Origin of the sequence: Paenibacillus amylolyticus (assembly GCF_003719335.1) — a bacterium.
Taxonomy (GTDB): domain Bacteria; phylum Bacillota; class Bacilli; order Paenibacillales; family Paenibacillaceae; genus Paenibacillus; species Paenibacillus amylolyticus_D.
In genome coordinates, this window is the sequence record NZ_RIAS01000011.1 from 198,935 (window position 1) to 223,954 (window position 25,020).

At 43.5% G+C, this 25,020-nt stretch carries 22 protein-coding genes; 3 read left to right on the forward strand and 19 right to left on the reverse strand.

Features of this window, described 5'->3' with window-relative positions; genetic code table 11:
* Together EC604_RS19755 and licT are read right to left on the reverse strand one after the other, a co-directional pair.
* A complete protein-coding gene (locus EC604_RS19755; RefSeq protein WP_123065800.1) occupies nucleotides 1-1,926 on the reverse strand; it encodes a beta-glucoside-specific PTS transporter subunit IIABC in 1,926 nt (641 codons plus the stop codon).
* A gap of 186 nt (nucleotides 1,927-2,112) precedes the next feature.
* Nucleotides 2,113-2,955 carry a BglG family transcription antiterminator LicT gene (gene licT / locus EC604_RS19760; protein ID WP_123065801.1) on the reverse strand — a complete coding sequence of 281 codons (843 nt, stop codon included), beginning with the start codon at nucleotides 2,953-2,955 and terminating at the stop codon, nucleotides 2,113-2,115.
* Nucleotides 2,956-3,222: 267 nt separating this feature from the next.
* On the opposite strand from licT, the gene EC604_RS19765 reads away from it, so the two are divergent.
* Nucleotides 3,223-4,239, forward strand: a complete 1,017-nt coding sequence (locus tag EC604_RS19765; RefSeq protein ID WP_123065802.1) for a hypothetical protein — start codon at nucleotides 3,223-3,225, stop codon at nucleotides 4,237-4,239.
* A gap of 56 nt (nucleotides 4,240-4,295) precedes the next feature.
* Here the strand turns inward: EC604_RS19765 and EC604_RS19770 are convergent, their stop codons facing one another.
* The 4 genes from EC604_RS19770 to zwf form a co-directional block, all read right to left on the reverse strand.
* The gene (locus tag EC604_RS19770) at nucleotides 4,296-5,399 is read right to left on the reverse strand and encodes a metallophosphoesterase (RefSeq protein WP_123065803.1); all 1,104 of its coding nucleotides are present in this window, start codon (nucleotides 5,397-5,399) and stop codon (nucleotides 4,296-4,298) included.
* A 279-nt stretch (nucleotides 5,400-5,678) separates the two neighbouring features.
* Nucleotides 5,679-7,097: an NADP-dependent phosphogluconate dehydrogenase gene (gene gndA, locus EC604_RS19775; protein WP_123065804.1), complete on the reverse strand. Its 1,419-nt coding sequence runs from the start codon at nucleotides 7,095-7,097 to the stop codon at nucleotides 5,679-5,681.
* 66 nt (nucleotides 7,098-7,163) lie between these two features.
* Nucleotides 7,164-7,829, reverse strand: a complete 666-nt coding sequence (gene fsa / locus EC604_RS19780; protein ID WP_090916923.1) for a fructose-6-phosphate aldolase — start codon at nucleotides 7,827-7,829, stop codon at nucleotides 7,164-7,166.
* A 45-nt stretch (nucleotides 7,830-7,874) separates the two neighbouring features.
* The gene (zwf, locus tag EC604_RS19785) at nucleotides 7,875-9,398 is read right to left on the reverse strand and encodes a glucose-6-phosphate dehydrogenase (protein ID WP_123065805.1); all 1,524 of its coding nucleotides are present in this window, start codon (nucleotides 9,396-9,398) and stop codon (nucleotides 7,875-7,877) included.
* A gap of 112 nt (nucleotides 9,399-9,510) precedes the next feature.
* Here zwf and EC604_RS19790 point away from each other — a divergent pair, with 112 nt between their 5' ends.
* Nucleotides 9,511-10,416, forward strand: coding sequence for a LysR family transcriptional regulator (locus tag EC604_RS19790; RefSeq protein ID WP_123065806.1), 906 nt, complete (start codon nucleotides 9,511-9,513; stop codon nucleotides 10,414-10,416).
* A gap of 117 nt (nucleotides 10,417-10,533) precedes the next feature.
* Here the strand turns inward: EC604_RS19790 and EC604_RS19795 are convergent, their stop codons facing one another.
* The 10 genes from EC604_RS19795 to EC604_RS19840 form a co-directional block, all read right to left on the reverse strand.
* A complete protein-coding gene (locus tag EC604_RS19795) occupies nucleotides 10,534-12,540 on the reverse strand; it encodes a chemotaxis protein CheA (RefSeq protein WP_123065807.1) in 2,007 nt (668 codons plus the stop codon).
* Between the two features lie 13 nt (nucleotides 12,541-12,553).
* Nucleotides 12,554-12,979: a chemotaxis protein CheW gene (locus tag EC604_RS19800; RefSeq protein WP_123065808.1), complete on the reverse strand. Its 426-nt coding sequence runs from the start codon at nucleotides 12,977-12,979 to the stop codon at nucleotides 12,554-12,556.
* 21 nt (nucleotides 12,980-13,000) lie between these two features.
* On the reverse strand, nucleotides 13,001-14,593 hold the full coding sequence (locus tag EC604_RS19805) for a methyl-accepting chemotaxis protein (RefSeq protein WP_123065809.1): 1,593 nt from the start codon (nucleotides 14,591-14,593) through the stop codon (nucleotides 13,001-13,003).
* A gap of 548 nt (nucleotides 14,594-15,141) precedes the next feature.
* Nucleotides 15,142-15,825 (reverse strand): hypothetical protein, encoded by a 684-nt coding sequence (locus EC604_RS19810; RefSeq protein WP_123065827.1) that lies wholly within the window; start codon nucleotides 15,823-15,825, stop codon nucleotides 15,142-15,144.
* 164 nt (nucleotides 15,826-15,989) lie between these two features.
* Nucleotides 15,990-16,574 carry a cupin domain-containing protein gene (locus tag EC604_RS19815; RefSeq protein WP_123065810.1) on the reverse strand — a complete coding sequence of 195 codons (585 nt, stop codon included), beginning with the start codon at nucleotides 16,572-16,574 and terminating at the stop codon, nucleotides 15,990-15,992.
* Between the two features lie 204 nt (nucleotides 16,575-16,778).
* Nucleotides 16,779-17,288, reverse strand: coding sequence for a hypothetical protein (locus EC604_RS19820; protein ID WP_123065811.1), 510 nt, complete (start codon nucleotides 17,286-17,288; stop codon nucleotides 16,779-16,781).
* 85 nt (nucleotides 17,289-17,373) lie between these two features.
* Nucleotides 17,374-17,745: a hypothetical protein gene (locus tag EC604_RS19825; RefSeq protein WP_123065812.1), complete on the reverse strand. Its 372-nt coding sequence runs from the start codon at nucleotides 17,743-17,745 to the stop codon at nucleotides 17,374-17,376.
* Between the two features lie 23 nt (nucleotides 17,746-17,768).
* Nucleotides 17,769-18,509 (reverse strand): hypothetical protein, encoded by a 741-nt coding sequence (locus EC604_RS19830; protein ID WP_123065813.1) that lies wholly within the window; start codon nucleotides 18,507-18,509, stop codon nucleotides 17,769-17,771.
* A gap of 2 nt (nucleotides 18,510-18,511) precedes the next feature.
* Nucleotides 18,512-19,819 (reverse strand): SPFH domain-containing protein, encoded by a 1,308-nt coding sequence (locus EC604_RS19835; protein WP_123065814.1) that lies wholly within the window; start codon nucleotides 19,817-19,819, stop codon nucleotides 18,512-18,514.
* A 275-nt stretch (nucleotides 19,820-20,094) separates the two neighbouring features.
* Nucleotides 20,095-21,162, reverse strand: coding sequence for an ankyrin repeat domain-containing protein (locus tag EC604_RS19840; protein WP_123065815.1), 1,068 nt, complete (start codon nucleotides 21,160-21,162; stop codon nucleotides 20,095-20,097).
* A 131-nt stretch (nucleotides 21,163-21,293) separates the two neighbouring features.
* Here EC604_RS19840 and EC604_RS19845 point away from each other — a divergent pair, with 131 nt between their 5' ends.
* On the forward strand, nucleotides 21,294-22,295 hold the full coding sequence (locus EC604_RS19845; protein WP_123065816.1) for a serine hydrolase domain-containing protein: 1,002 nt from the start codon (nucleotides 21,294-21,296) through the stop codon (nucleotides 22,293-22,295).
* 179 nt (nucleotides 22,296-22,474) lie between these two features.
* Here EC604_RS19845 and EC604_RS19850 read toward each other — a convergent pair whose 3' ends face one another.
* The 3 genes from EC604_RS19850 to EC604_RS19860 all read right to left on the reverse strand — a co-directional run.
* On the reverse strand, nucleotides 22,475-23,497 hold the full coding sequence (locus EC604_RS19850) for a serine hydrolase domain-containing protein (RefSeq protein WP_123065817.1): 1,023 nt from the start codon (nucleotides 23,495-23,497) through the stop codon (nucleotides 22,475-22,477).
* A 10-nt stretch (nucleotides 23,498-23,507) separates the two neighbouring features.
* On the reverse strand, nucleotides 23,508-24,224 hold the full coding sequence (locus tag EC604_RS19855) for a DUF1361 domain-containing protein (protein ID WP_123065818.1): 717 nt from the start codon (nucleotides 24,222-24,224) through the stop codon (nucleotides 23,508-23,510).
* Nucleotides 24,225-24,445: 221 nt separating this feature from the next.
* A partial coding sequence (locus EC604_RS19860) for a sigma factor-like helix-turn-helix DNA-binding protein (RefSeq protein ID WP_275670046.1) occupies nucleotides 24,446-25,020 on the reverse strand: 575 nt, incomplete at its 5' end.

The window sequence follows — 25,020 nt, forward strand, 5'->3', positions numbered from 1 at the left end:
TCACAGCTTCGCCTTCAATACGTTCTCACCCATTTGGATATTTCCCAGTTGTATAGGGGTAATGTCTTTATAATCGACCGTATTAGTCACAACCATAGCGGTTGTTATGTCATATTCCTTCGCAATCTCATCCAGTTCAAAGGTTAGCAATAGATCACCAGCCTGTACGCGTGTCCCTGCTGACACATGCGAATCAAAATATCGTCCACGCAGCTTCACTGTGTTGATCCCAACATGAATAAGCAGCTCCATACCCTCATCACTGCAGACAACAATGGCATGTTTGGTTTTGAAAACATTCATCACCGTGCCCGTAACCGGGGACACCAGTTCACCCAAGGTAGGAACAAACGCCACACCCTTGCCCATCAATTCATCACCAAAGGTAGGATCATTTACTTCTTGCAGCGGGATAGCTCTGCCTGTCATCGGAGCATAAGCTATGGCATCCCCCGTTGGTGCAGGGGCACCAGGATCCTCCATGTTGACGGGTGCTTCAATCTTAACTGCCTTATCTGTTGTCACATTAGCGTTAGTGGCACCTGGAGTAAATTTGGCCAGTGCCTCAGCGTCCCCCTCCTCTTCTTTGATCCCGAACAGGATCGATACAATCGTACCTACAACAAACGCGATAATCATGCCTCCGAAGGAATACAGGAAGGTCTGTCCAACAAGAGACGGCAACCCAGGAAGTCCGCCATTACCCGCGAGTACATAGGCTTTAGCGCCGAATGCCAAGGCGAAACCGCCACCTACTGCACTACCGATCATCGCAGCGGCAAATGGCTTTTTATATTTCATGTTAACCCCGTACATCGCCGGTTCGGTTACACCCATCAGAGCCGTGAAACTCGTTGACAGAGCAACGGTTTTAAGTTTTTTATCATTAGCACGGAAGAACACACCGAGTGTTGCACCAGCCTGACCCATGTTTGAAATAAATGTTAGCGGCAGGAATTTGTCAAAACCGAGTGTAGCAATATTACTGAGAATAATCGGCACAAGTGCGTAGTGCATACCTGTCATGATAATCAGTGCCATGGCACCGCCCAGTACGATACCAGCGATCAAGCCACCTTCGTTCAATAGCCAGTTAATCCCACCGGACAAACCGTTACCAACAAATGTACCCAATGGTCCAATCGCAATCAATGTGACTGGAACCATCACCAGGAGCGTAATCAGTGGCACAAGCAAAAGCTTGAGCGCTGCAGGGATGATCCGATCCACCCATTTTTCAACATAAGACATCAACCATACCGCCAGCAAAATCGGAATAACCGATGAAGCATAGCTTACTGCTGTGACTGGAATACCTAGAAACGCCACCGCTTCTCCGCTGGAGAGCAAGGCCCCCATGTCGGGATACATCAAGGCTGTACCCAGTGCAATCGCTACAAATGGATTACTGCCAAACTTGCGGGCAGCGCTGACTGCAATCAGCAGTGGCAAGTAATGGAACACACCATCACCAATCGCGGACAGAATGCGATACGTATCTGTTCCCGCGGACATCCACTCCAGCGAAACAAACAGGGCAAGTAACCCTTTTAGCATACCCGCTGCTGTAATGGCCGGAAGCATCGGAGCAAATACACCTGCAATCGTTTCAAAGATGCTCAAGATCACATTTTTACTTTTTTCCGGTTTGGCCTGCTTATTGTCTGCGTTTTGCTGAATGGACGGTTCTTCCTTTACCATCGCATCAAATACTTTGGATACATCATTACCGATGATGACTTGGAACTGATCTCCCGAAATGTTGGTGCCCATTACTTTATCCAGCTGTTTTAAAGCGCCGCTGTCGACGTTGTCATTGCTTTTCAGATCAAAGCGCAGCCTTGTAACACAGTGATACACCGAGTTGATATTGTCTTTTCCACCAACGGCTTTGATGATATGCTGTGCCGTGTCTTGATGTTTCATCTGATTTCCTCCTCATTTTTCCCATAAAAAATACCCGAACAAAACTACGCAGATGTACCTGCGTACCTTCATTCGGGTATTGCCTGATTAAACAGTAACAAGCCCATTGAATATGAAAATGTATTATGTGATACATAACCTGAAACCAATTGCATGAAGGTGCTCACGCTAACATTTTGGAAAACGTTACGCTTCCCGTTTTGTCTTCATCAAGCGCTCTAGATGCAATGTCAGGTACAGTTGCTCCGAGTGAGTCATATCGTACTGATAGTTTTTATGGATAAACGTCTCGACCTTGCCGATACACTTGAACGTCTCCGGATAGTTTTTCCTTACCACCTCATACAGATACTCTTCCGCATCATCATGAGTTGAATGAGTAATGACTCGCTGACAGAAGTATTTCAGATGTGTGATAAACCGGAAATAGTTCACGCCATCCTCATCCAATTCGACGTTGAAGTGATATTTGATAATGTTCATAATCTCCTGCAACAACTGCATCAGATGCGTGACATCATTCATCGAATCGTTGACTTCTGCATTAATGAAATGCAGCGCAATATTGCAGATTTCGTCTTTCGGGAATTCGATATCCAGTCGTTCTTTGAGCAAAGTGAGCGCTTCTCTGGCCACATCATACTCTGCCTTATAGAAATGCTGCACTTCCCACGAAAGTGGATTACGTGTAATCATTCCCTTTTCCAACCGCTGAACAGCAAAATGAATATGATCGGATAAGGAGACATATATCCCGTCACTGATCGTTTTACTCAGCTGTGTTCGTGCCAGCGTCACGATATCATCGGTTACCTGCAGAATTTCAATCGGCACTTCAGCGACGATGGATTTGAACTTTTCATATATCGATGTATCCTGAAGACGAAACACCTTTTCAATTCGCTCTTCGTCAATCTCATCGCCAGCTTTGAACTTAAATCCGATACCCCGGCCGAGGATCAGCAATTCTTTATTTTTATCATCTACCGTGCTGACGATGTTGTTATTAAATATCTGTTTGATAATCATAATGGACCCACCTGGTTTTTTTTGAGACATAAAAAAGGGCAAAACCAAAATAGAAATAATAAAATCATTTCCATTGTGGTTTTGCCCGCTTTACCGGTAACAAGCCTCGCAAATAGTCTAGCATAAGCTGAAAACGGTGTCAACTACAGGCATAAGGTAAAAATTTAGAGTATGCAACATTTTCCTTTTCATCCACGTTAATAGTGTATCCAACTATAAATATCTAATGCAATCACAATTACATTTACGTAACAGGAGGAATAATCATTGAAAAAATTGGTCTCGATCACCGCAGCTATCACTTCTATGTCACTATTATTATCCATAGCTCCCGCCGCTTGGGCAGAATCAAGTCCTACTTCCGTGGTTCAGGATGTTTCAAATACGCTGAATCTGGATCAAAAAGTGACTAAACAATTAACCGACGCCATCACAGCATTGACTGGAAAACGAACCGTTCAATTCACATCTGCAGACACTGCATTTGATGATTGGGTTGTTAATAGCACGTTAACTGGCACAGCCGAGGCTGATATCACTCAAAATTATAATTCCAAAAAGGAAAAAGTTACTTCTACCCTAATCAATTATAAAGCCGATGATCTTAACAAAGTATTGGATCAAGCTTTATACAACAAAATACAAGTGTTCCTGAAATCGTTTGATAAAGACAACAAATTCAAAGCGGATGCCTTCTGGCGAGTTAAACAAGATGTAAACGACAGCGGACTCAAAAACTACTGGGTGATCTGGGGACATGACCAAAGTTTATACGTCGATGTGGATCATAACAACCAATTATCAGCAAGTATTCTTTATGACCTTAAGGATGCACGGGCTACACTTACAAACAAAGCCCGAAACACACTCAAAATACTTGGCATTACATCCATTAAGGCATTTGATTATTCATTGCTTACCCAAAAAAACAAAGATACACTCTGGGTATATCAAGATGACAGTAGTATAAACTCTGTACACATTGGAAGTAACACTGGAAAAGTGTGGAAGGTAATCAATCAATTCGGCACGGACTGGAACAATGATGCTGATTTTAAGAAGTCTTTTGCTAAGCCTAAGCTGAGTAAAAAGAAAGCCCTCTCCGCCGCAGCGCCAAAAGTAAAATCGATCTTTGGCCTGAATTTAAAAGGATACAGCGTTCGTATTCAAGATAACCAATACACCTTTACGAAAAAAGGAGCCACTACTCTCATCGGTAAAATCAATAAAAAAGGTGCCTTTTATTCTTTTGAAGCTATTCCCGTAAATGGAGTACGAAACTAAATGTACGTTTGATGACAGAACAAAACAGCCCCTTCTATCGCGAAGGGGCTGTTCATTTATTGCCCAAAGGTTACGTTGATCTGCACAATCTCGGAACGGCTACTTGTCCGGATTGGCGGTCCCCAGAAACCATATCCTGAGGTGACAATCGAGTGCATGGAGCCCTTTTGCAGATAACCCCAATCATTCTCATAGATCGCTTGTGTTATGAATTGAGCCGGTGCAATCTGTCCCCGGTGTGTATGACCCGATACGACTAAATCAACGTTGTTCTTCTCGGCGATATCCAAATCGTACGGCTGATGATCCAGCATGATTACAGGCTGATTCAGATCTGTATTTTGCATAAGTGTTGCTACGTCTGCCCGATCTTCTTCCGTTCGGTCTTTCCGTCCAATCAATGTAATTTTGTTATCCAGTACGATTTTGTCATCATACAGCACCTGCATATTGCTTTTCTCCAATGCAGCGATGAGATCCTGGGTAGGTCCGTCAAATTTATCATGGTTCCCAAGTGAAGCATATACGCCATAAGGAGCCTTGATTCCACTAATAATATCGGCAATACCACTCTTCTCATACATCGCCAGATTGTCATCGATCAGGTCACCCGGATATAAAACGAGGTCTGGTTTGAGGGCATTAATCTCCTCTACCATCCGTTTCGCATGAGCAGGACCAGACAACAGTCCAAAATGCATATCCGCAGCCATGACAATATTCAACTTGTCTATGCCTTGCACCTTTTTATCAATCTGAATGTTATATTGTCTGACGACCGGGCTGTACGCGTTGAAAATTCCGTATCCCATTGTAGAGATCAGTAAAACCAGCGTAACTACACCCGCCCATTTGTGAGCGTGATGTCTAGGAATTCGCGTCAAGCGCAGAAGCCATAACGTCAGGTGTACAACAGGCAATATGAGCAATAATAGTGAGAAAACCGCCAGCCAATAGGAGCCGATGACACCGAGAAACGAAATGCTGCCAAATATGCGTGCCAAAATAAAGGAAGCGGCCAGAAAAACAAGTGCTGTGATATACAACCAGCGAAATCTGGCTGCCACCACGGGTTTCATCCAACTCCACCCGCTCCAGCCTATGTAGAAGACTAACAATCCATATACGAGCAAAAACAGGATACCTATGAGTACAAACATGCCTAGCCTGACCCCCACCTTCAAAAAGTTATGTACTGCAATTTTAACGGAAACAAATCCGTCTGAAATAGTATAACGTAAACAGAGGTGTCTCAGCATCTTTTACAGACTACAGATGGGTACATTTTATTACAATTTGATGATAATAAATTTTGAAGAGTTTTCCCTCTTTTTCACCAACCGTACATGCCGATGTTGTGCCAAAACAAAAAAACACCTCTGCAACTCTCCCCTGAGTAAACTCAAAAGGACTGTTGCAGAGGTGCTTATATTAAAAAATTACTCGTTAGTATCCATCCATTGGAAATGGAATGAACCTTCTTTGTCCACACGTTGGAATGTGTGTGCACCGAAGTAGTCACGTTGTGCTTGAAGCAAGTTTGCTGGCAAACGCTCTGTACGGTAGCTGTCGTAGTAGGACAACGCGCTGGAGAAGCCTGGTACTGGAATACCTTGTTTCACCGCAGCGGCCACCACTTCACGCCATGCATCCTGGTAGGATTCAACGATGTTTTGGAAGTATGGATCAAGGAGCAGGTTTTTCAGGGCTGCATCTTTGTCGTATGCTTCCTTAATGTTTTGCAGGAACTGTGAACGGATAATGCAACCGCCGCGGAAGATCATCGCGATGTTGCCGTATTTCAGATCCCAGCCATATTCGTCGGATGCGGCACGCATCTGTGCGAAACCTTGAGCGTAGGATACGATTTTACTTGCGAACAGTGCTTTGCGTACGTTCTCGATGAATGCTTTTTTGTCACCGGAGAACGCTTCTGCCTTAGGTCCGTTCAGGATTTTGCTGGCAGCGATACGCTCGTCCTTCATCGCCGACAAGAAACGGGAGAATACGGATTCCGTAATCATGGACAGTGGTACGCCGAGATCCAGCGCGCTTTGGCTTGTCCATTTGCCTGTTCCCTTTTGTCCAGCGGCATCCAGAATGACATCAACCATCGGTTTGCCTGTTTCCGGATCGTATTTGGAGAAGATGTCCGCTGTGATCTCGATCAGATAGCTGTCAAGTTCACCTTGGTTCCACTCGGAGAAGATTTCATGTAACTCTTCTACGGAAACGTTCAGTACGGATTTCAGCAAATGGTACGCTTCACCAATCAACTGCATGTCACCATACTCGATGCCGTTATGCACCATTTTAACGTAGTGTCCCGCACCGTCAGGTCCGATATACGTGCTGCACGCATCATCGCCAACTTTGGCAGAAATCGCCGTCAGGATTGGTTCTACAAGCTCATACGCACTTTCCTGACCACCTGGCATAATTGCAGGACCTTTCAGCGCGCCTTCTTCGCCACCGGATACACCTGCACCGATGAAGCGGAAACCTTTGGCTTCCAGCTCTTTGCTACGACGCTGTGTATCAGGGAAGTACGCATTACCACCATCGATAATGATATCTCCTTGATCCAGGTGAGGAAGCAATTGCTCAATAGTAGCATCCGTTGCTTTACCCGCTTGTACCATGATCAGAATTTTACGTGGTGATTCCAAAGAAGCTACGAACTCTTCAATGGAAAACGTTCCGATCAAGTTTTTACCTTCTGCTTCTTTCAGAAGATCATGCGTTTTCTCCGGTGAACGGTTAAATACCGATACCGAGAAACCTTTACTTTCAATATTAAAAGCCAGGTTTTTCCCCATTACCGCAAGTCCAATGACACCAATCTGTTGTTTACTCATTATGTCCTCCCGATACTCCATGATTTATATATATTTTCTGTTAAACCTTTTCCCCACGTACGGATATTATTGTACTGTTTTTTTCCAGTCTGCTGCAAATTTCTCCATCCCTTGATCTGTCAGCGGGTGTTTGGAAATTTGTTCAATGACTGCAAATGGAACTGTTGCAATATGTGCTCCAGCCATCGCTACGCGTGTAACGTGATCCGGATGTCTCACGGATGCAGCAATGATCTGTGCATCCAGATTATGTGTGCGGAACAGTTCAGCTACTTTGGCTACAAGTTGTACGCCGTCTTCGGAGATATCGTCCAGACGTCCCAAGAAAGGAGATACGTATGTTGCACCTGCGCGAGCTGCAAGCAACGCCTGATTCACGGTGAAGATCAAAGTCACGTTTGTTTTTACACCTTTTTTAGTCAAGTAACGGCAAGCTTCCAGACCTGCAAGTGTCATTGGCAATTTAATCGTGATGTTTTTGTCGTTGTTATTGATTTTGATCAATTCGTTCGCTTGGGCGATCATTTCTTCAGCAGTCAGCGCATCCGGCGTTACTTCAGCGGAAACAGACTCGACTTCAGGCACAAGCTTCAAAATTTCTTCGATGCGGTCTTCGAATTTCACGCCTTCTTTGGCTACCAAGGAAGGGTTAGTTGTTACACCAGACAATACACCGATTTTGTATGCTTTTTGAATGTCTTCCACGTTAGCTGTATCGATAAAAAATTTCATGATTAAAAACCTCCGATTAGTTTGATTTTTTAGTTTGTTTTGGCATTAGATGTTTCCGTTAACTGCCATCGGTACATCGCTGTCTTGCTCAGAAATCAGTTCATTAGGTTCGTCAAACCACCAATGATGACCTTCCGCCTCAAGCATGGCATCCGACTCCGCTGGTCCATAACTTCCTGCCGGATATAAGTGGAGCGGAAGCAGATTTTCATTAAATGCATCCAGAATCGGTTGCACCCAAGCCCAGGATAACTCAACTTCATCCCAATGTGCAAAGAAGGTTGGATCGCCATGCAACGCATCGCGAATCAAGTTCTCATAAGCTTCTGCCAGATCTCCCTGATTAGGAGCAAGGTCAATATGAACGGGCTTGAATTCCCCTTTATTTTCAGGATCACTTGCGTTCAGTTGCAGTGTCATGCTTTGATCCGGGCTCATTTCGATCACAAGCAGGTTCGGTTTCGAACCGTTGTTCTTGATCAGGTGACCTTGGCCTGAAGGTTCTTTGAACTCAATCACGATCCGTGTTGATTTCTCCTTCATTCTTTTACCCGTACGGATGTAAAACGGAACACCTCTCCAGAAGAAATCATCAATTTGCAGCTTCGCGGCAATAAATGTGTCATTCATTGTGTTCTCTGCAACACCTGGTTCATCTGTGTAGGCATGTACCGGTTTTCCTTGAATGCTACCTGCAGCGTACTGTCCACGAATGATGCTTGCACCGACCGTTTGCTTCTGCAGTGGCTGAATGGACTCCATGATGTGTTTTTTCTTCTGGCCCACATTTTCGGAAGTGCTGTTATATGGAAGCTGAATAGCCATCATCATAAGCAATTGCAGCATATGATTTTGGAACATGTCACGCACAGCACCTACATGATCATAATAGGATGCGCGTTCTTCAACACCTACAGTCTCATTTGCCGTAATTTGTACGTTAGAGATGTAACGGTTGTTCCAGAGAGCCTTCATAATCGGATTGCTTTGATGAAGTGTCTCCAGCTTCTGAACCATCGGTTTTCCCAGGTAGTGGTCAATCCGATAAATCTCTGCCTCTGTGAAGGATTCACTCAGCTTGCGGTTAAGGTCGCGTGCCGACTGTAAATCATGACCAAATGGCTTCTCAATGACGAGACGTTTCCATCCTTGTGTTGAACCAAGCCCACTTGCCTGAATATTTTCAGCGATCGGCTCGAAGAATTCCGGACCAACCGAGAGATAAAACAAGCGATTGGATGGAATACCAAGTTCAGCCTCTCTTTGCTCAACCAATTGAAGCAACTTTATATAATCTTCCTTATGCGTGATATTCAATACACTGTAGCGAAAAGCTTTTACAAATGATTTTACTGATTCATGATCTCCTTGACGTCTAGAGAACTCATGCAAAGATTTTTCCACTTGAGCTTGGAAAAATTCATCCGACCATTCTCTGCGGCCCATGCCGATCAGGGAGAAGGTTTCAGGAAGCTTTTTCTCAAGGTACAGATTATATAGGGCAGGATATATTTTTCTTTTGGCTAAATCTCCAGTAGCACCAAATAAAACAATTGTTGTTGGTTCCATCTTACCGTGCTCCTTCCAAGTAACTCTGGTTTCTTTGTTGTAGTTACACTATAATACGTTTTATAGCCATACAAGTAATTAATATATTTCACAGGAGCTATAGACGATATCTATGACAACAAATTACGAATTATATAAAGTCTTTTACTGGGCTGCCAAAACGGGCAGTCTGACCCAAGCCGCCAAAGCCCTTTACATCACACAACCTAGCGTCAGTCACGCGATCAAACAGTTGGAAGACAGCTTCGGACTTACCCTGTTCTATCGAAACTCTAAAGGCGTTGCATTAACTCAAGAGGGTGCGAGCCTTTACTCCTATATCGAACAATCCCAGATTCTAATCTCACTTGCAGAAGAAAAAATGGCCGCGCTAAAAAATCTGGATAACGGGGAACTTCGGATTGGAGGCAGCGACTCCCTCTTCAAACATTACATGTTATCGTATCTGGAGGAGTTTCATATTCAGTACCCTAACATCAAGCTGCATCTAAGCCATGGAACGACACCGGAAGTCATTACGTTTCTAAAAGAAGGCAAAATCGATCTTGGGGTTGTCCGTATGCCCATCGTTGACCCACAGCTGGAAGTGCGGGAGAGCATCCAACTAAAGGATTGTTTTGTTGCTGGTGAACGATATGCCCAGTTGAAGGGAAAAGTACTGACCCTCGAACAATTGCTTGAACATGAGCTTATCCTGTTTTCTCGTAACAGTCGGGTTCGGATGGCAATCACAGAACTCTTCAATCATTATAACTACACGTTAAAACCAGAGATCGAGGTCGGCAGTGTTGACCTTCTGATTGAATTTGCTCGCCGCGGCTTGGGGATCTCCTATGTCACACGAGAATTTATCTCCAAAGAGCTGGAAGAAGGCTCTCTCTTCGAGATTCAGCTTGACGTTCCTCTCCCTCCTTCTCATGTTGGGATCATGACAAAACGGAACATGCCGATCTCCTCGGCTGCGAATCACTTTATGGACTTAATTTTCAAAGGACAGGCGGACAGCCCGAGAACATGATCTGAGCAGAACATGATAAAGAGCCTCAAGGCCCTGCATGCAGGATCTTGAGGCTCTTTATCTTTTTTATTTTTAAATAAATTAAAGTGATTACTGGACGCAGTTAGCATTAGTCTTTTAATGGCTGACTAGATAAGTAGCGTCCAGAATCAGAGCCACTTTTCCGTTCCCCAAAATGGTTGCACCAGAGAGGTGATTCATTGCTCCGAGGTACGTTCCAAGCGACTTAATGACCACTTCCTGATTTCCGATGATCTCATCCACGGCATACGCTGAAATTTTATCAACGGAGCGCACAATAACGAGCGGAATCGTCTTCGACTTACGATCTTTACGCGGGTATTGCAGCTTATCACACAGCCGGTAAAAAGGCACAATGCGCCCATGGTTCAAAATGGATTGCTGTCCCTGAATCATCTGAATCTCTTCCGGTTTAATACGTACGATCTCCGCTACGTTATACATCGGCAGAACCAGTACCCGGCCTGACACATTTACTAACAGACCCTTGATAATGGCCAGAGTAAGCGGTAAACGAATCGTGAACGTCGTGCCTACACCGACCACTGTGTCAATATCGATGATACCATTCAGCCTTCCAATCTGGCTTCGTACAATATCCATGCCAACACCTCGGCCAGATACGTCACTAACGGTTGAAGCCGTGGAGAACCCTGGTTCAAAGATCAGATGGACAGCTTCCTGTGCATTCAAACGAGCCGCTTGCTCTTCAGTTATAATGCCTTTTTTCAGCGCGGAAGCTTTAATCTTCTCCCCATCAATACCCTTACCATCATCCGAAAAACGGATTACCACATGATTTTCTTCATGATAAGAAGTCAGTTTAATTCGACCTTTAGCAGGTTTGTTCTGTTTGGCTCGGACCTCGGCACTCTCAACGCCATGATCGGCACTGTTTCGAATCAGATGGATCAGCGGGTCGCTGAGTTCCTCAATAATCATGCGATCCAGTTCAGTCTCTCCGCCTTTAATAACCAGTTCAATATCTTTGCCAAGCTTCTGAGACAAGTCCCTAACCAGTCTCGGGAATCTGTTCAACAATTGCTCGATAGGCAGCATTCTCGTTTTCATTACGCCATCTTGAAGTTCCTTGATGACTCTGCCCATATGGTCGGATACCCCGCCAATGCTTTGAAGTACTGGGGAAGACTCCTTCCGTGCACCCGAACTACTCAAGTCTGCAAGAGAGGTCTGGTCAATAAGCAGTTCACCGACGAGATTCATCAAATGATCCAGACGCTCCACGCTCACGCGAACAGTAGGCTGGGTGGACTTCATTTTATCTTCTTGAAGGGGAACCGAGGTGTCGGATTTTTCTATTCCAACTGTCATTTCATTCTCTATGAATTCAGTTGTTACAGCTGCCTCTTCTGTCGCCAAAATATATGGGCCTACATCAATGCTCTGAATATCGGAGTCCCCGGATAACGCGCTCTCAATTTGTGCTTGATCCAACTTAGAAGCGATAATGATGACAAACTGATTATACTGCGCCTCTTCCCCTTGCTCTTCCTGCCCCTTCTCCTGGATGGAAGTTGCTAGTACACTACCGCACACATCTTCCACTCGTTTGCACAAGATATGATATCTGGCTGCTTTCATTAAACAATCTGTGCTTAAAACGATACGGATAGAAAAAATCTGTTCCCCTGATCCAAGCCCTTCTGTGACTAGGTTAAATTCTCCAGGTAACATCAGAGATTGCCCCTCTTGTACAACCGAAGATGGATGATGAATCATGTCATGTATCTCTTTTACCACCGCACGGAAATCAGAGTAAGCTGCCCCTCGCACATACTGATCTCTAAGCACTCTCATCGCATCCAATGAACGGAAAAGCGTATCAATCAGTTGTGCAGTAATGTCCGGTTTTTTCGAACGCACCCATTCCAAGGCATACTCCACTTCATGTGTCAGATCACTTAGTTCACGAAAATCCATAGTCGAAGCCGAGCCCTTGATCGTATGAGCTGCTCGAAATAAGGTTTGCACAAGTTCCACTGAAGGTGAAAGCTCAAGTGCAAGCAAGGACTGATCCATCCGTTCCAATTGATCATTCAATTCTTCGATAAATATGTCGCGATAGGCGGACAAATCCATCATTGGTGCATTCCCCCTAACCGCCCAATATTTCATCCAGCTTCAAAATACCTACCAGATTCTCTCCCTGTTGCCCAACGCCCTGAAAAAATGTTTCGAGATGACGTCCGTGACCGCCAGAAGGCGGGTGTATTTCCGAATAAGTTGTGACTTTGCTGACTCGATCTACAATCAAACCGATATATTCATCCTGATAACGCACTACAATAATTCGGGTCGCCCGAGTATCCGCTTCATCTGCCATGCCGAGCAAGTTGCGAAGGCTCATAACGCAGACGACTTTACCACGCAGGTTCATAACCCCTTTAATTTCGGTGCGACTAAACGGAATATCTGTAATGCTTTGCATTTTTATAATTTCATGAATTTCTTCGATTCGAATAGCACAGGTTTCTGCGCCGACAGATAATTCGATATATTGTTCTTTCTGAAGTGAAGACATCGTTTCACCCTCAATTCGTTATTATGACTGTGTTTTGAAAGCCGCCGCAGAATTTGCCAACTCTTCAGCAAGGTGTGCGAGCGATTGACAGGTTGCTGCCGTCTCTTCGGATGCTGCCGCAGATTCCTCACTGGATGCGGAAATCGACTCTACCGAGCTCATTACCTCAGCAGCTTGTGCCGCCTCTTCCTCACAAGCAGCCGCAATTTCATTGACTTTCTGAGAAGAATTGTTGACCATCTCAATGATCTGATCAAAGGCTTGTCCTGTTTTGGATGATTGCTCCACACTATCCGAAACGGCTTGCACACTTTGTCTCGTATTCTCCTGCATCACTTTGATGATCGTTGTGATTTCTTTGGTCGCTTCACCACTACGTTCGGCAAGCTTACGAACTTCATCAGCTACAACAGCAAATCCTCTTCCTTGTTCTCCTGCACGAGCTGCTTCAATCGCTGCATTTAACGCAAGCAGGTTCGTCTGTTCAGCGATGTCGTCAATGACTTCGATAATGTCGCCAATTTTGCGTGAATCTTCTTCGAGCTTCGCCATTTTCATATTCACAGCTTGCATACCTTCCAGTGAAGTTTGTACAACATGGCCACCTGCACGTGCTGTTTTCACCGTATCATTGGACAATTCGGCAGCTTCTTCAGCACTTGCAGCTACAGAGTTGATCGCGAGAGACAACTCCTTAAACAATTCGGAGATGTTCGCTGCTTCACCGGACTGACTTGTGCTCGTACTTGCGATTTCCTGTGTACTTGCCGAGATTTGCTCAGACGATGCCGCAACGCTCTGTGAATTCATGACAATGTTATTGATTAATTCTCTAAGATTATCCACCATGCGGTTAAGTGCAGAAGCAAGTTGACCAACCTCATCTTTTGAGGAGATATCAGACTTGAGGGTCAAGTTTCCGTTAGAAACTTCTGTAGCCAACCCAAGCATAGCCATAAGAGGTCTGGAGATGGAGCGAGAGATCACAAATCCAATGATAATGCTAAAAATAATAGAGCCAATGACCAAAACAACGGTAACTGTGAATGCACTTGTGTAAGCTGCCTCAGACTTCATATTGTTCTCTCCCGCCAGTTTCACGTTCAGATCCACCAGACCACCCATCGTAGCGAGGGCTTCATCACCAGGCGGTTTGAGTGTATCTTTCAAGAAAACGATAAATCCTTGATCATCATCGCTTTTTGCCAGTTCTATACCTTGCTCAAAGATCCGCATGTAATTGGAGTACTGTGTATCGAATTTGCTAAGGAGCTCGCTTTCTTCGGGGGTAGTTGCCAGAGGACGGTATCCATCAATTTGATTCTGAATGCTTGCTTTAATGTTATTAATATTATCGACGATACGATTTTGCTCTGCGGCACTCTTTTCAAAGTTAAGATCACGAATGTTAACCCGCATTCTCTGGTAATTCATTTGGGCACCGCTCAAGTCTTTTACCGACATCAGATTGTTGTTGTACATTTCTTTCATGTGTTCATTCGTGCTTCTTAGTGTAGCAATTGAGTACACTCCAAGGATCGCAAGAATCAGAGATACAACCAAAAATGCTGAGATAATCTTTGTTGCTGTTTTCAAGTTGCCGAACCACTTCATTTGATCTCCCCCTAAGTTTCTTCGTGTCCAGTTATGTAAATTAAGTTTGCTAATCCATTCTATGGATCACTCTCTAGACAACATACGATGTATTTCGACAGAAATATTAGAAAACTGAATAGATAAATTTCTTTTTTGTAAAATTTCGTTTCTATGTAAAATTTTTATGATTAATAAAGCACTTGTTTTTATTTAAATAAATACTAACAATCTAAAATTAATTAAAAAATTTTTCATATTAACGAAATTTATATCTATGTTTTTATACATATCTCTTTTCATAGGAAAGTAATACCAATGTTTATTTTTTTACTTGGACCTATATGTTAGTTCATAGTCCTTTCGACCAATTCATATGAATAATCAACAGAGATAGTCGGAATCACCTGCTCAAAATTTCTAATAATACGACTTAAGACTAATAATAAAATCAATAATATGATTCAATTGAACTATAAAAAAACAATCAAATTCACTATACATGAGTTTGATTGTTTTCTAGATTCATATGCAGTTTTCAGCTGTCTCAGAATCAATCGAACTTATATTTATGCATATTCTTCCATCTGATCCAGCTCTGTCAGACGGTCCTTGATTCGCTGTGGAATAAGTTCAAACAACTCGTTCCATGTCATAAACACCTCCGGTTTCAACAGATACTCTTCAAACTGCATGGAGGGGACAAATGCTTTGGTTTGCAGATGTTTTTTAACACGCGCATCGATTTGTTCATTGGTTTGAAAAAACGGTTCAAACATCTCATTTACAAGCAAGCCATCACATCCCGCCTCAACGCCTGCTGCACTATACAGATTGGGTAACAATTCAAATACAACCGGTAATGGTGAAAAGGCGTGTTTCCCCGGCTGGGAGTACAGGCACACATGATGACTAACCAGATTAACTCTATCTTTTAACAGCCCTCTTAATACTCTCCCATGAAAGCTTGCTTCACAGTCTACCACTTCTCCATTATGTCCCACATACACCCATACATGCTCCATCTCATAGAGATGTCCGATCTCATAATCCCACCATATCGCATATTCGATAACATACTTTACTGCTTCAGAAGGAAACTGTAACTCTCTACGAAATGATGGAGACGGCCCAGAATGCTCAAGCACGGACACGCCAACGAAATCCGGATAAAAAGGTTCATTCTGATCAAACATGATTACTGGTGCATAACTTAATGCTATTTCCAGCCACTCATTTTTAGCAATAGTCATAGAAGAATCCTCCATTTTCATTGGTGTTACTCCTATAGTAACAGAGAGAGGGTGAATGGCGTCAACTTACGCAAAAGTAAAACCTGCAACCGAATATACGCAGTTGCAGGTTGGGAATGATCTTCCGTTCATTCAGGCTAAATCCTTGATTATTTCGGTTACCATTATTCCCTTGGCGCCTTGGAAGCTTTGGAAGCTTGAATGGAGGTATCCGAAACGTCTGTTCCACAACCAATATTAGGGCCAAGAATGGCATCATTCTGGATGGATGCAACCGCTTTGGCATAAGCTTCTTCATCCAGACAATATGCGCGGTGAGCAACCTCCGGCGGTGTAGCCGCAAGAAAATCTGCCCCAAATACAATATCCGGTGTCGGTTGATCAAATATGGTCAGCACATATACGCCATCGGTCTCCGCAACAAACCAATGAAACCAGCCTTTTGGAAAAACAACCACTTGCCCCGGCTTCAAACGATACGTTATCCGTTCACGTGTGAACGGATTAAACACGGATGCTGTAATCTCACCGCTGATTACGACGACCATCTCGGTTACATTGGGGTGCCAGTGGGGCTGCACAATAATCCCTTTACTCAGATAGACATTAAAAAAACCATTTTCAATCGTTGGCAACTGCTCTCCAAATAATTGAGTGACGTAGTTGTTTGGATCTCTCTGGTAATTTACCACAGCATTGGAATCCGCGGCCAGCGGAACATTGGGGGATTTCAAGATCGGATTGATCATCAGTAATATTCTCCTCCTTGGGCAAACATCTCGTTGTTGTACTGTATGCTGGGAAATCATGAGATAATACTGCAATCAAGCTATGGCATTGAATTGAGAAAAATTATCCCTTATAGCCTTTATTTTTGTACAAAAAGAAGACCACAGCCTATCCCCTATTCAAAGGGAAGAAGCTGTGGTTTTCCTTAAATTTATTCTACTGATTTATGAAGCCTCAACCGTTGTTCCACAATACTCACAATCCGTGAACTGTTTCCGATAAACCTTTACCTTAGCCCCACACCCCGAGCATGTCACTGAAACTTGTCTTGGTGCTTTTTCAACCTTTTCCTCCAGCTTTTCTCCATCTTCTTTATCATACTTGTCACTGTTTATATTTATCTCTGTGTAGCTAAATGATTGGTTATTTGTATGAATCACCGTATTACTATTGTAACTTGAGTAACCATTCCCAATTTCTTGGGGTCGATAAGCATTTTCTGTTGCCGGGTCTGAATCACTCTCATAGTCCCCGCCATAAAATTGTTTTTGAGGAACCTTTTTTCTTTGGAGTAATTTAATCGCTGAAAATATAAAAATAAATTCAAATACGGAGAGCTCAATGAAGATAAAAGGTTCACTTATAATTTGTTTGTGATAACCTGCATTAAAAAAGCCAAAGGGTATACCAATTGCACCGATCAAAAAAAACAATCCAAAAAACGCTCTGATCATGATAATTCCTCCAAAGAACACGTTATACACACTCAATTAATCTATCACAAGTCCTCACTCATAAGCTTCTAGCAAGTCAGTGAAACTACGAAATTCTCACCGTTGTCCCACAATACTCACAATTTGCCGACAGATTTGGATAAACCTCCACTTTGGCCCCACATCCTGAGCAATGAACGGATACCGGTTTATTCGATTCGTTGTAGTTACCTTTAGGATGCATATCCTTAATTTGTTCTTGTTGATTTGCTGCATATGGATCATTACGAGCCGATTTAGAACGAGATTTAGGTCGACCGCACATTTTTATTCCCGTAACCAATACAATAACACCAGGAGTAAAAAGTACTATTAAACTAAAAACGGCTAGACCCGCTTCATCCGCCATCATCATTAATGAGAATAGAATGGTTATAAACGAGATTATGATTAAAATAATTCCAAAAAACCTCTTCACTTGCTTCTCCCCCTAAAACATGGTTAAGATTTGAGCGAAAGAATCTGTTGATTTCTTTCTTTTAGACGAGACATCAATCGGGATAATTGCATAGCCACACGTTCACTATTCCCTACTTCTCCTGCCTCATACTGAGTAGACAGTTCTTCTTTCAACAATTCAATATCTATAAGAATCTGACGATCATTATACTGCACGCCAGCTGGTGCGATTGGATCGCTATATTTAACCAGCTCAATGATGGCTTCTACTGACTTCCTGTCCTTTTCCACATTCAACAATGGATACTTATCCATCATATTAAGCAACTGATACATGGCGTTCTCAATCGATTTCCAGTCAGCAATATTCAATTGTTGGTTGGCTTCATGCTCACTTCCTGATCGAATATAGATCATTAAAATAGCGCACAAAATGAAAGTAAGAGCCGCAGTGATTACATGTAGCAAAACAAACCAGCGCAGTGCATGATCTGCGAAACCTACGAATAACGCATAAAAAATGACACACCCCAGATAAATGCTTAATACAATGCCTATAGCCGTGTAACCTGGGACAAAGCGTTTAAAGCGATCCATATTTTGCATCACATGACGCACATAAAACCACAAAGTCGTCATCGCAACATACGATGCGGCAAGATTGATCCAGAAGGGGAATGATAGAATATCGTTGCTAAACATCGTAAATGAGATGACCGAACTTAAAATTAAACAGACGAGATAGATTACATCTAGAATAAAAACGTTGCTCCGTTTCGCCATCACTAAGCCTGCCCCCCTTCTTGCAGATTATTTCCGCAATCGAGACAGAATTTCTGACCAGGTTGTACTTCATGTTGACATTGACTACACTTCAACGTTAAACCTGTACCACAGTTTCCACAAAATTTGGTGTGCGGCCCATTCATATGATTGCAATTTGGACATGGCCTTGGCATCGGTTCGTGACACTTCACGCATTCAGACGCATTCTCCGCATTATCAGCCCCACATGAAGGACAAGCATAATATTTGTCACCGCAGTTCGGACAAAATTTGGTGCCTTTCTCCATCGTGTGACCACAATGATTACAGTCCGTCGTTGCGGATTTTTCAGCTAATGATTTGCCGCATTTACTGCAAAAAGAGCTGTGTTCCTGATTCGGATGTTGACAATGCCCGCACAAGCGTACGGCAGACGTTTCTGTTGATGTAGACATCACTTTGGACATTTGAGACATTCCGCTACTAAACGAACCTCCCAAACCAACGCCCATACCCATGCCAAGACCTGCGCCCATAATATCAGACTGCATACTTCCTTCATTCTTGGCTGCACCTTCAAGCGTGTCGAATGAACGTTCCTGCTGATAGGTGTATCCAATGATATCCATTTCCGCCTTGCGAGCGAGCGCTTCCCGTAATCGAATGACCGATGGGTCTTCTTCGGGCAAATTGACATTATGAATGTATAGATTGATAAGTTCGATTCCAAACTCGTCAAATGTAGAAGCTACGTTGTCTGCAAAGTGTCGTGATATTTCAGCGATATAAGCATTGATTTCTAACACACTTACTTTTCTATGTATTAAATAGGAAGATAGCATCGAATTGATATTCATCGTAATTAATCCACGGAAGTAATTCACCATATTGAGCTGATTAAACTCTGGCAGTGTTCCTACAAGTTTGACTAAAAATTTTCGTGAATCTGAAATTTTCATGCCCATTTGTCCAAAAGCTCTAACAGGCACAATTATATTATACTTAGGATCCTGAACCTGAATCGGATTGGCAGTTCCCCACTTGACGTCCATAGCACTTACTTGATTCACATACCAGACTTCTGCCGCAAAAGGAGACTTTCCTCCGAATGGAAGGTTAATAAGTCGGTTTAGTATCGGGATATTCGCTGTACTTAACGTATGCCTGCCTGGCCCGAACAGATCAAGGGCCCTTCCATCCTTAAAGAGTATAGCCTGTTGAGATTGATTTACAATTAACTGAGTCCAAGTTCCCAATTCAGTCTCCGGATGTTTCCAGGCAAATACGTCAGGTGAACCGTCATACTTGATTACATCAATAATAGCCATATTCTATTCCTCACTTTAGATTAAAATACTAGATTCGAACAACTATGATTCCACTCAACACGAATCATAAGATATACTAATATTCGTCAATTATCGCGTTTTTTCATGTTTAGGCATTGCTATTTTACCATTTCTAACCTGCTTACGCACTAGTATAGTTCATATTTCATGAGATATTTTTCCTATTTAGGCATCTGTGGGAGGAAAAATCAAAAACCTCTTGCAAGCGCAGCCGCGTTATGCAAAAGGTTAAATAAATGAACTCACCACTCTATCTAATTCAAAAGACGTTCGATGTAAACCTCAGGCTCGTCCAGGAATTGTTCGAATGTGCATAGTGTGCCCTGTTCCTGATGTTCGATATCGGCATATCCTATCATCTTTTTGCTTGGATTCCAGACGATGAGCATATGAGAGTACTGATCCAGATCAGAGGATAAACGAAGCAGCTTCTGCCTGCCCATCTTCATCTCCACCGTATCTGTCAACGAAAAGAATTCAATATAACCAACGCCAGCGGGACAGCTCGGCAGGTCCATTCGGCGTGAACCTTCGGTCAAAAAACGGATTAACGTTTCGGGAAGTTTGTATGATTTTAATGCATGCAGTTTATTGCTCAGATTATGGAACTCCTCAGGCTCGTGTGATTTCAAATATTCAGCCATTTCACTATTTTTCTGACTGACCGCAATCGTATAGGCCCGCTCCCCATCTTTCTCCTGCAACGTTACATCCGCACCTTGTTCCACCAAAAATTTGACCATTCGCATACTGTTCTGGCGTGTAGCTACGGTAAGCGGTGTCGCCTTATACGGATAGACCATATCCGGCTCATTGTAGTTGATGTCCACACCCTCATTCAGCAGGTATTGAACCGTTTTCATATCATGATCCGATACCGCTTTCCTTAACGTTTTGCCGCCATATTTTCGAAGGTCCAGCCCAAGCTCGTTCAGCACCGAAATATTCTTTTTGTTCCCGTAATATGCCTCGTCGTATGCACTCGATTTTAACCGGCTTACTCCGTTCAATTTTGATCCTTGCTCAACTAAATAACGAATCACATCTGCTCCACAGTAGCGCGCAGCATATAAAATGGCTGGATGGTCTTTGGCATTGATCTCGGCTCCTCGCTCCACAAGAAGTCTGACAACCTTAGACTGATTGCAGATCAATGCCAGGTCAAGCGGACGAAGCGTAATGTTTGAGCTTAATGCTATCTTTTCTTCCAAGTCCATGCCTTGCTCTATATAGGTTTCAACGCGGGTAACATCCCCTTGATAGATTGCGAGGGCTGGATCAGGCAACGTTTTGAACGTGCCTTGATTACCGATTTTGTACATAAGGTTGGCCTCCTCTGCAATGATAATATTGAAATTCATGTTTGTTGAGCTACACAAATGAATATGCTAACATAGTGGGCAACCCTTTGGAATCTACATACTAAATACACAACGAGCACAGAAAGGACACTATGAATTCCTCAAACCTTCATCATACATTGCAACATATCATTCCACCGCTGGATCTTAGAAGCTGTCTGGTCAGTGTACGCGGGGAGATCGTTTACAAGCACTACCGGAATGTACAGGCTGAGACACATATCGCTAAAATTAATTCATGTACCAAGAGCATCATCTCTGCGCTCATCTGTATCGCCATGGATCAAGGGCTACTGCCCGAGGCAGGCACGCCATTATCTACCTTTTTCCCGGAACTCGTTTCTGATCCTGACCCACGTAAACCAGCGATTACCTTGGAGCAGCTGCTTACGATGACTGCCGGATTTAACTGGGACGAGTTTGGCGGACAAAATTCGTTTCCACGGATGACACGGACGGATCATTGGGTCAACTTCGCTTTAGAACAGCGTTTGCGACATGAACCTGGCACACATATGGAATACAATTCGGGAGTTTCCCAGATTCTATCTTCAATATTAATGCAACATGTAGGCATGAGTGTGGCAGCGTATGCTGAGAGTTATTTATTTGGCCCACTGGGCATTCAAGATTATGAATGGGAGCAAGATCCCCAAGGTGTACACACAGGTGGTTTTGGCCTGAGGCTGCTGCCATCCGACCTGCTCAAATTCGGGCAACTCTACCTTCAGGAAGGGAAATGGGAAGGAAAACAGCTTATTTCCAACCAACTTGTCAAACGTTCAACGCAGCCCTTCATCACAGTTTCTCCGCAAAACCATGGCAGCTACGGTTGGCACTGGTGGGTGGACCAATATGCAGGTCAACATCTTGACGATAACTCGCCATCCCAGCCTGCTGAACAAATGAATCACGAACCACTGAGCTATTACTATGCGAGAGGATTCGGTGGCCAGTATGTATATATTGTTCCCGAGTTGGAACTTGTGACCGTGTTAACCAATGACAAACGCAAGAAGGAAAAGCCGCCCATCGACGTATTCCCCAGATTCATTCTGCCTGAATTGTGGAAGCTAGCTCACTTGTCCAGTTGAATTTACAATAATTCCAAGAGAAATATTGCAAACCTAAACCCTTGCCTGGATTGCGTGATCGTTAAGCGGACAGGCAAGGGTAACTCAATCTTGAGAATTAGCTCGCTACGGCGTTTTCCCTTCTGTCCGTTTCTAGGTAATTGTCTACGATCCCAAATTATTCTGCCTCACCACTCCTTTTACACCATTGCTTCCTCTACAGCCAACGTTATAGGATAAGGCCCTGACTCCTGATTCGATACAACCACAAGTTGAACCCCCTGCTTCGGATATACGCCAGACATAAACGAAACACCTGGGTCAAAACCCATGACATGCGTTTTAAATATCTCTTTTTCACGTAACTCCAGCCATATCCCCAAACCATAAAATTCCTCGTCCTCATCGTGTGCGTAGGGTGTCAAGAGATGCCGTGTCATCTCCTCACCTAACAACTTGTGTCCCAGCAGAGCATCCCAGAAACGGATCATATCTGGTGCAGTTACATAAGCTCCACCATCTGCTCCACCTTGAACGGGGATCGAAAAAATATTACTAGTCCATGTCCCGTCATCAGCATCGATATATCCAATAGCTGTGTTACGCGGAAGCTGATCTGTCAGGAAATAACCTGAATCTTGCATGCCGGCTCGTTTAAAAATATGTTCCTCCACGTATGTGGTAAACGCCATGCCAGTGTATTGCTCCACAATGAGTCCCAGTACGATAAATGCCGCATTGTTATAATGAAACTTCTCACCAGGAGCAGACTTCATTGGCAGATGTTGAAACATGGGCAGAAAATCACTGAGCTGTCGCATCGCGTACACGGGTCTGTCTTTCCACAACGCTGAAAAATCATCCATCACTTCTTCATCAAAATAATCCGGTACGCCAGAAGTATGAGTCAGCAATTGGTGTACTGTGATCTCCGGATCCCACTCGGGAAATGGAAGGTATAGGACATCCTTTAATTTGGAATCTAACGTAAAATGTCCTTGCTCAATCAACTGACCTATACTTACAGCTGTGAAAACCTTACAGCCCGAAGCAATACCAAAACGTGTATTCATATCATTCAGAAGCTCATCACTACGGTTCGCATACCCTCGCACGATCTGAAAAAGAGTATCACCCTTCTGTTTGCACAACACAACACCCGAAAAATCCTTTTGTTCCATAACCTCTCTGACTTTTTCCGTGATCTTTACTGTATCCAGCATATCGAAGCACCTACCCTTTCTTATCATTGGTTTGTAAACTTCGTTGGTCTGGTCCAGACCCTCTCGCATTCAGCAAATAATATAACGTGAGATAGATGGTAAGAAGAAACGTTCCAAAGAACATACAAAACGCCAAAGAGGGCCGGCTAACACTTTCGTGCATCAGCCTGATTAACAACTCGCGATTGGTCAATGCATCCCAGCTGTTCAAACGATACACTCGTCCTAGCAAAACACCATAACTTCCAAGAGCTGTTCCACCCAGTACAAATATCCATGATGCCGCACGTCCCAACCGATCATAGACGATTTCCTGAATCTGATACATTGATAGGAAGCCGATCAGCAACCCTGCCCACACAAACATCAGCACAACCATCAGATCATACCAGTAGTGGAATGCCGCGCCGTTTCCCGAGAAATACCTTGAGCTCCTTGACGTCAAATGCAATAAATCCGTCACGATATAAGAAGAGTTGGGAAAAAACAACAGCCACATCATCGCACTTGGTACGGCAATCCATGCGGCTCCTTTCCACTTCAGACGTCCCAAACCATAGGTTAGGGATGAGAATACAAATGGAATCCAGCCCAAGAACAAATTCCAGATCAGGAAACGGAAATACCGCTGATCCAGCCAATCGGCCGCAATGTAATACAACCCCAGCGTGATAACCGTAACTGCACTAAGAAAAACAAACATGTGCACATAATTCAGTTTTCTCAAAACATATAACCTCACTTGTGTTGAATTCAATGAACGCTTCAGTTATGGTATATATTTACTAGTTTTCAAATCTATTAGATCATACCATGTACAACACGAGAATGAAATTTATGATAGATAAACTAAATCAAACAGTAATATAAAAACAAAAAAACGACAGTCCGTTGTATAGGCTCCTGTCGCTTATTGAAGAGGTCACAGTAAACATTTCTTTACTATAATCAGTTCAATGATTGAACGCTTTCCAGCTTATGTGGATTGACCATAAGATACACGCCATGGATTCGCTTTCCTGAAGGATCCATTTCCAAACATAGTACTTCTGAAATTTGCCCATCTTTCATCAGAGCGAGTTGAGGCTCTCCGTTAATGAATGCAGGCTTCCACTCTCTTTCTCTCAAGGGCCGAAGCACCCTAGGAGAGGTAAGGATGGCGAGCACCCCCTTGTGTACATGCATTGTTCGCATAATCGTGCGTACTACACCGCCGCCATCCGCTGTGAATACAGGCTGATCTGTAAGCAGCTCCAGCATAGCTGAAACGTCATGTTGTAGAAATGCCGTCGTGAAACGACGAAGCACGTCTTCTTTGGTTGTCCAATCAATGTGGTCGTGCTCTATCGCTGGAAGTTTTTCGGGTAGGTTTCGTCTGGCACGACTGTAAATCTGTCGACAGTTGCTCTCCGTTTTTCCCAACCAACCGGCAATCTCCGAATAGTCATGCTCAAAGGCTTCGCGTAACACAAAAACAGCCCTTTCGAGTGGAGATAGACGTTCCAACATGACCAGATAGTCAT

Coding starts and splice junctions, on each gene's coding strand:
- fsa (WP_090916923.1), bottom strand. CDS start 7,829: ATGAAATTTTTTATCGATACAGCTAACGTGGAAGACATTCAAAAAGCA.
- EC604_RS19830 (WP_123065813.1), bottom strand. CDS start 18,509: ATGGCGAAACGGAGCAACGTTTTTATTCTAGATGTAATCTATCTCGTC.
- licT (WP_123065801.1), bottom strand. CDS start 2,955: ATGATTATCAAACAGATATTTAATAACAACATCGTCAGCACGGTAGAT.
- zwf (WP_123065805.1), bottom strand. CDS start 9,398: ATGGAACCAACAACAATTGTTTTATTTGGTGCTACTGGAGATTTAGCC.
- EC604_RS19840 (WP_123065815.1), bottom strand. CDS start 21,162: ATGTACAAAATCGGTAATCAAGGCACGTTCAAAACGTTGCCTGATCCA.
- EC604_RS19835 (WP_123065814.1), bottom strand. CDS start 19,819: ATGGCTATTATTGATGTAATCAAGTATGACGGTTCACCTGACGTATTT.
- EC604_RS19820 (WP_123065811.1), bottom strand. CDS start 17,288: ATGATCAGAGCGTTTTTTGGATTGTTTTTTTTGATCGGTGCAATTGGT.
- gndA (WP_123065804.1), bottom strand. CDS start 7,097: ATGAGTAAACAACAGATTGGTGTCATTGGACTTGCGGTAATGGGGAAA.
- EC604_RS19805 (WP_123065809.1), bottom strand. CDS start 14,593: ATGAAGTGGTTCGGCAACTTGAAAACAGCAACAAAGATTATCTCAGCA.
- EC604_RS19800 (WP_123065808.1), bottom strand. CDS start 12,979: ATGTCTTCACTTCAGAAAGAACAATATATCGAATTATCTGTCGGCGCA.
- EC604_RS19845 (WP_123065816.1), top strand. CDS start 21,294: ATGAATTCCTCAAACCTTCATCATACATTGCAACATATCATTCCACCG.
- EC604_RS19810 (WP_123065827.1), bottom strand. CDS start 15,825: ATGACTATTGCTAAAAATGAGTGGCTGGAAATAGCATTAAGTTATGCA.
- EC604_RS19850 (WP_123065817.1), bottom strand. CDS start 23,497: ATGCTGGATACAGTAAAGATCACGGAAAAAGTCAGAGAGGTTATGGAA.
- EC604_RS19755 (WP_123065800.1), bottom strand. CDS start 1,926: ATGAAACATCAAGACACGGCACAGCATATCATCAAAGCCGTTGGTGGA.
- EC604_RS19790 (WP_123065806.1), top strand. CDS start 9,511: ATGACAACAAATTACGAATTATATAAAGTCTTTTACTGGGCTGCCAAA.
- EC604_RS19815 (WP_123065810.1), bottom strand. CDS start 16,574: ATGATCAATCCGATCTTGAAATCCCCCAATGTTCCGCTGGCCGCGGAT.
- EC604_RS19795 (WP_123065807.1), bottom strand. CDS start 12,540: ATGATGGATTTGTCCGCCTATCGCGACATATTTATCGAAGAATTGAAT.
- EC604_RS19770 (WP_123065803.1), bottom strand. CDS start 5,399: ATGTTTGTACTCATAGGTATCCTGTTTTTGCTCGTATATGGATTGTTA.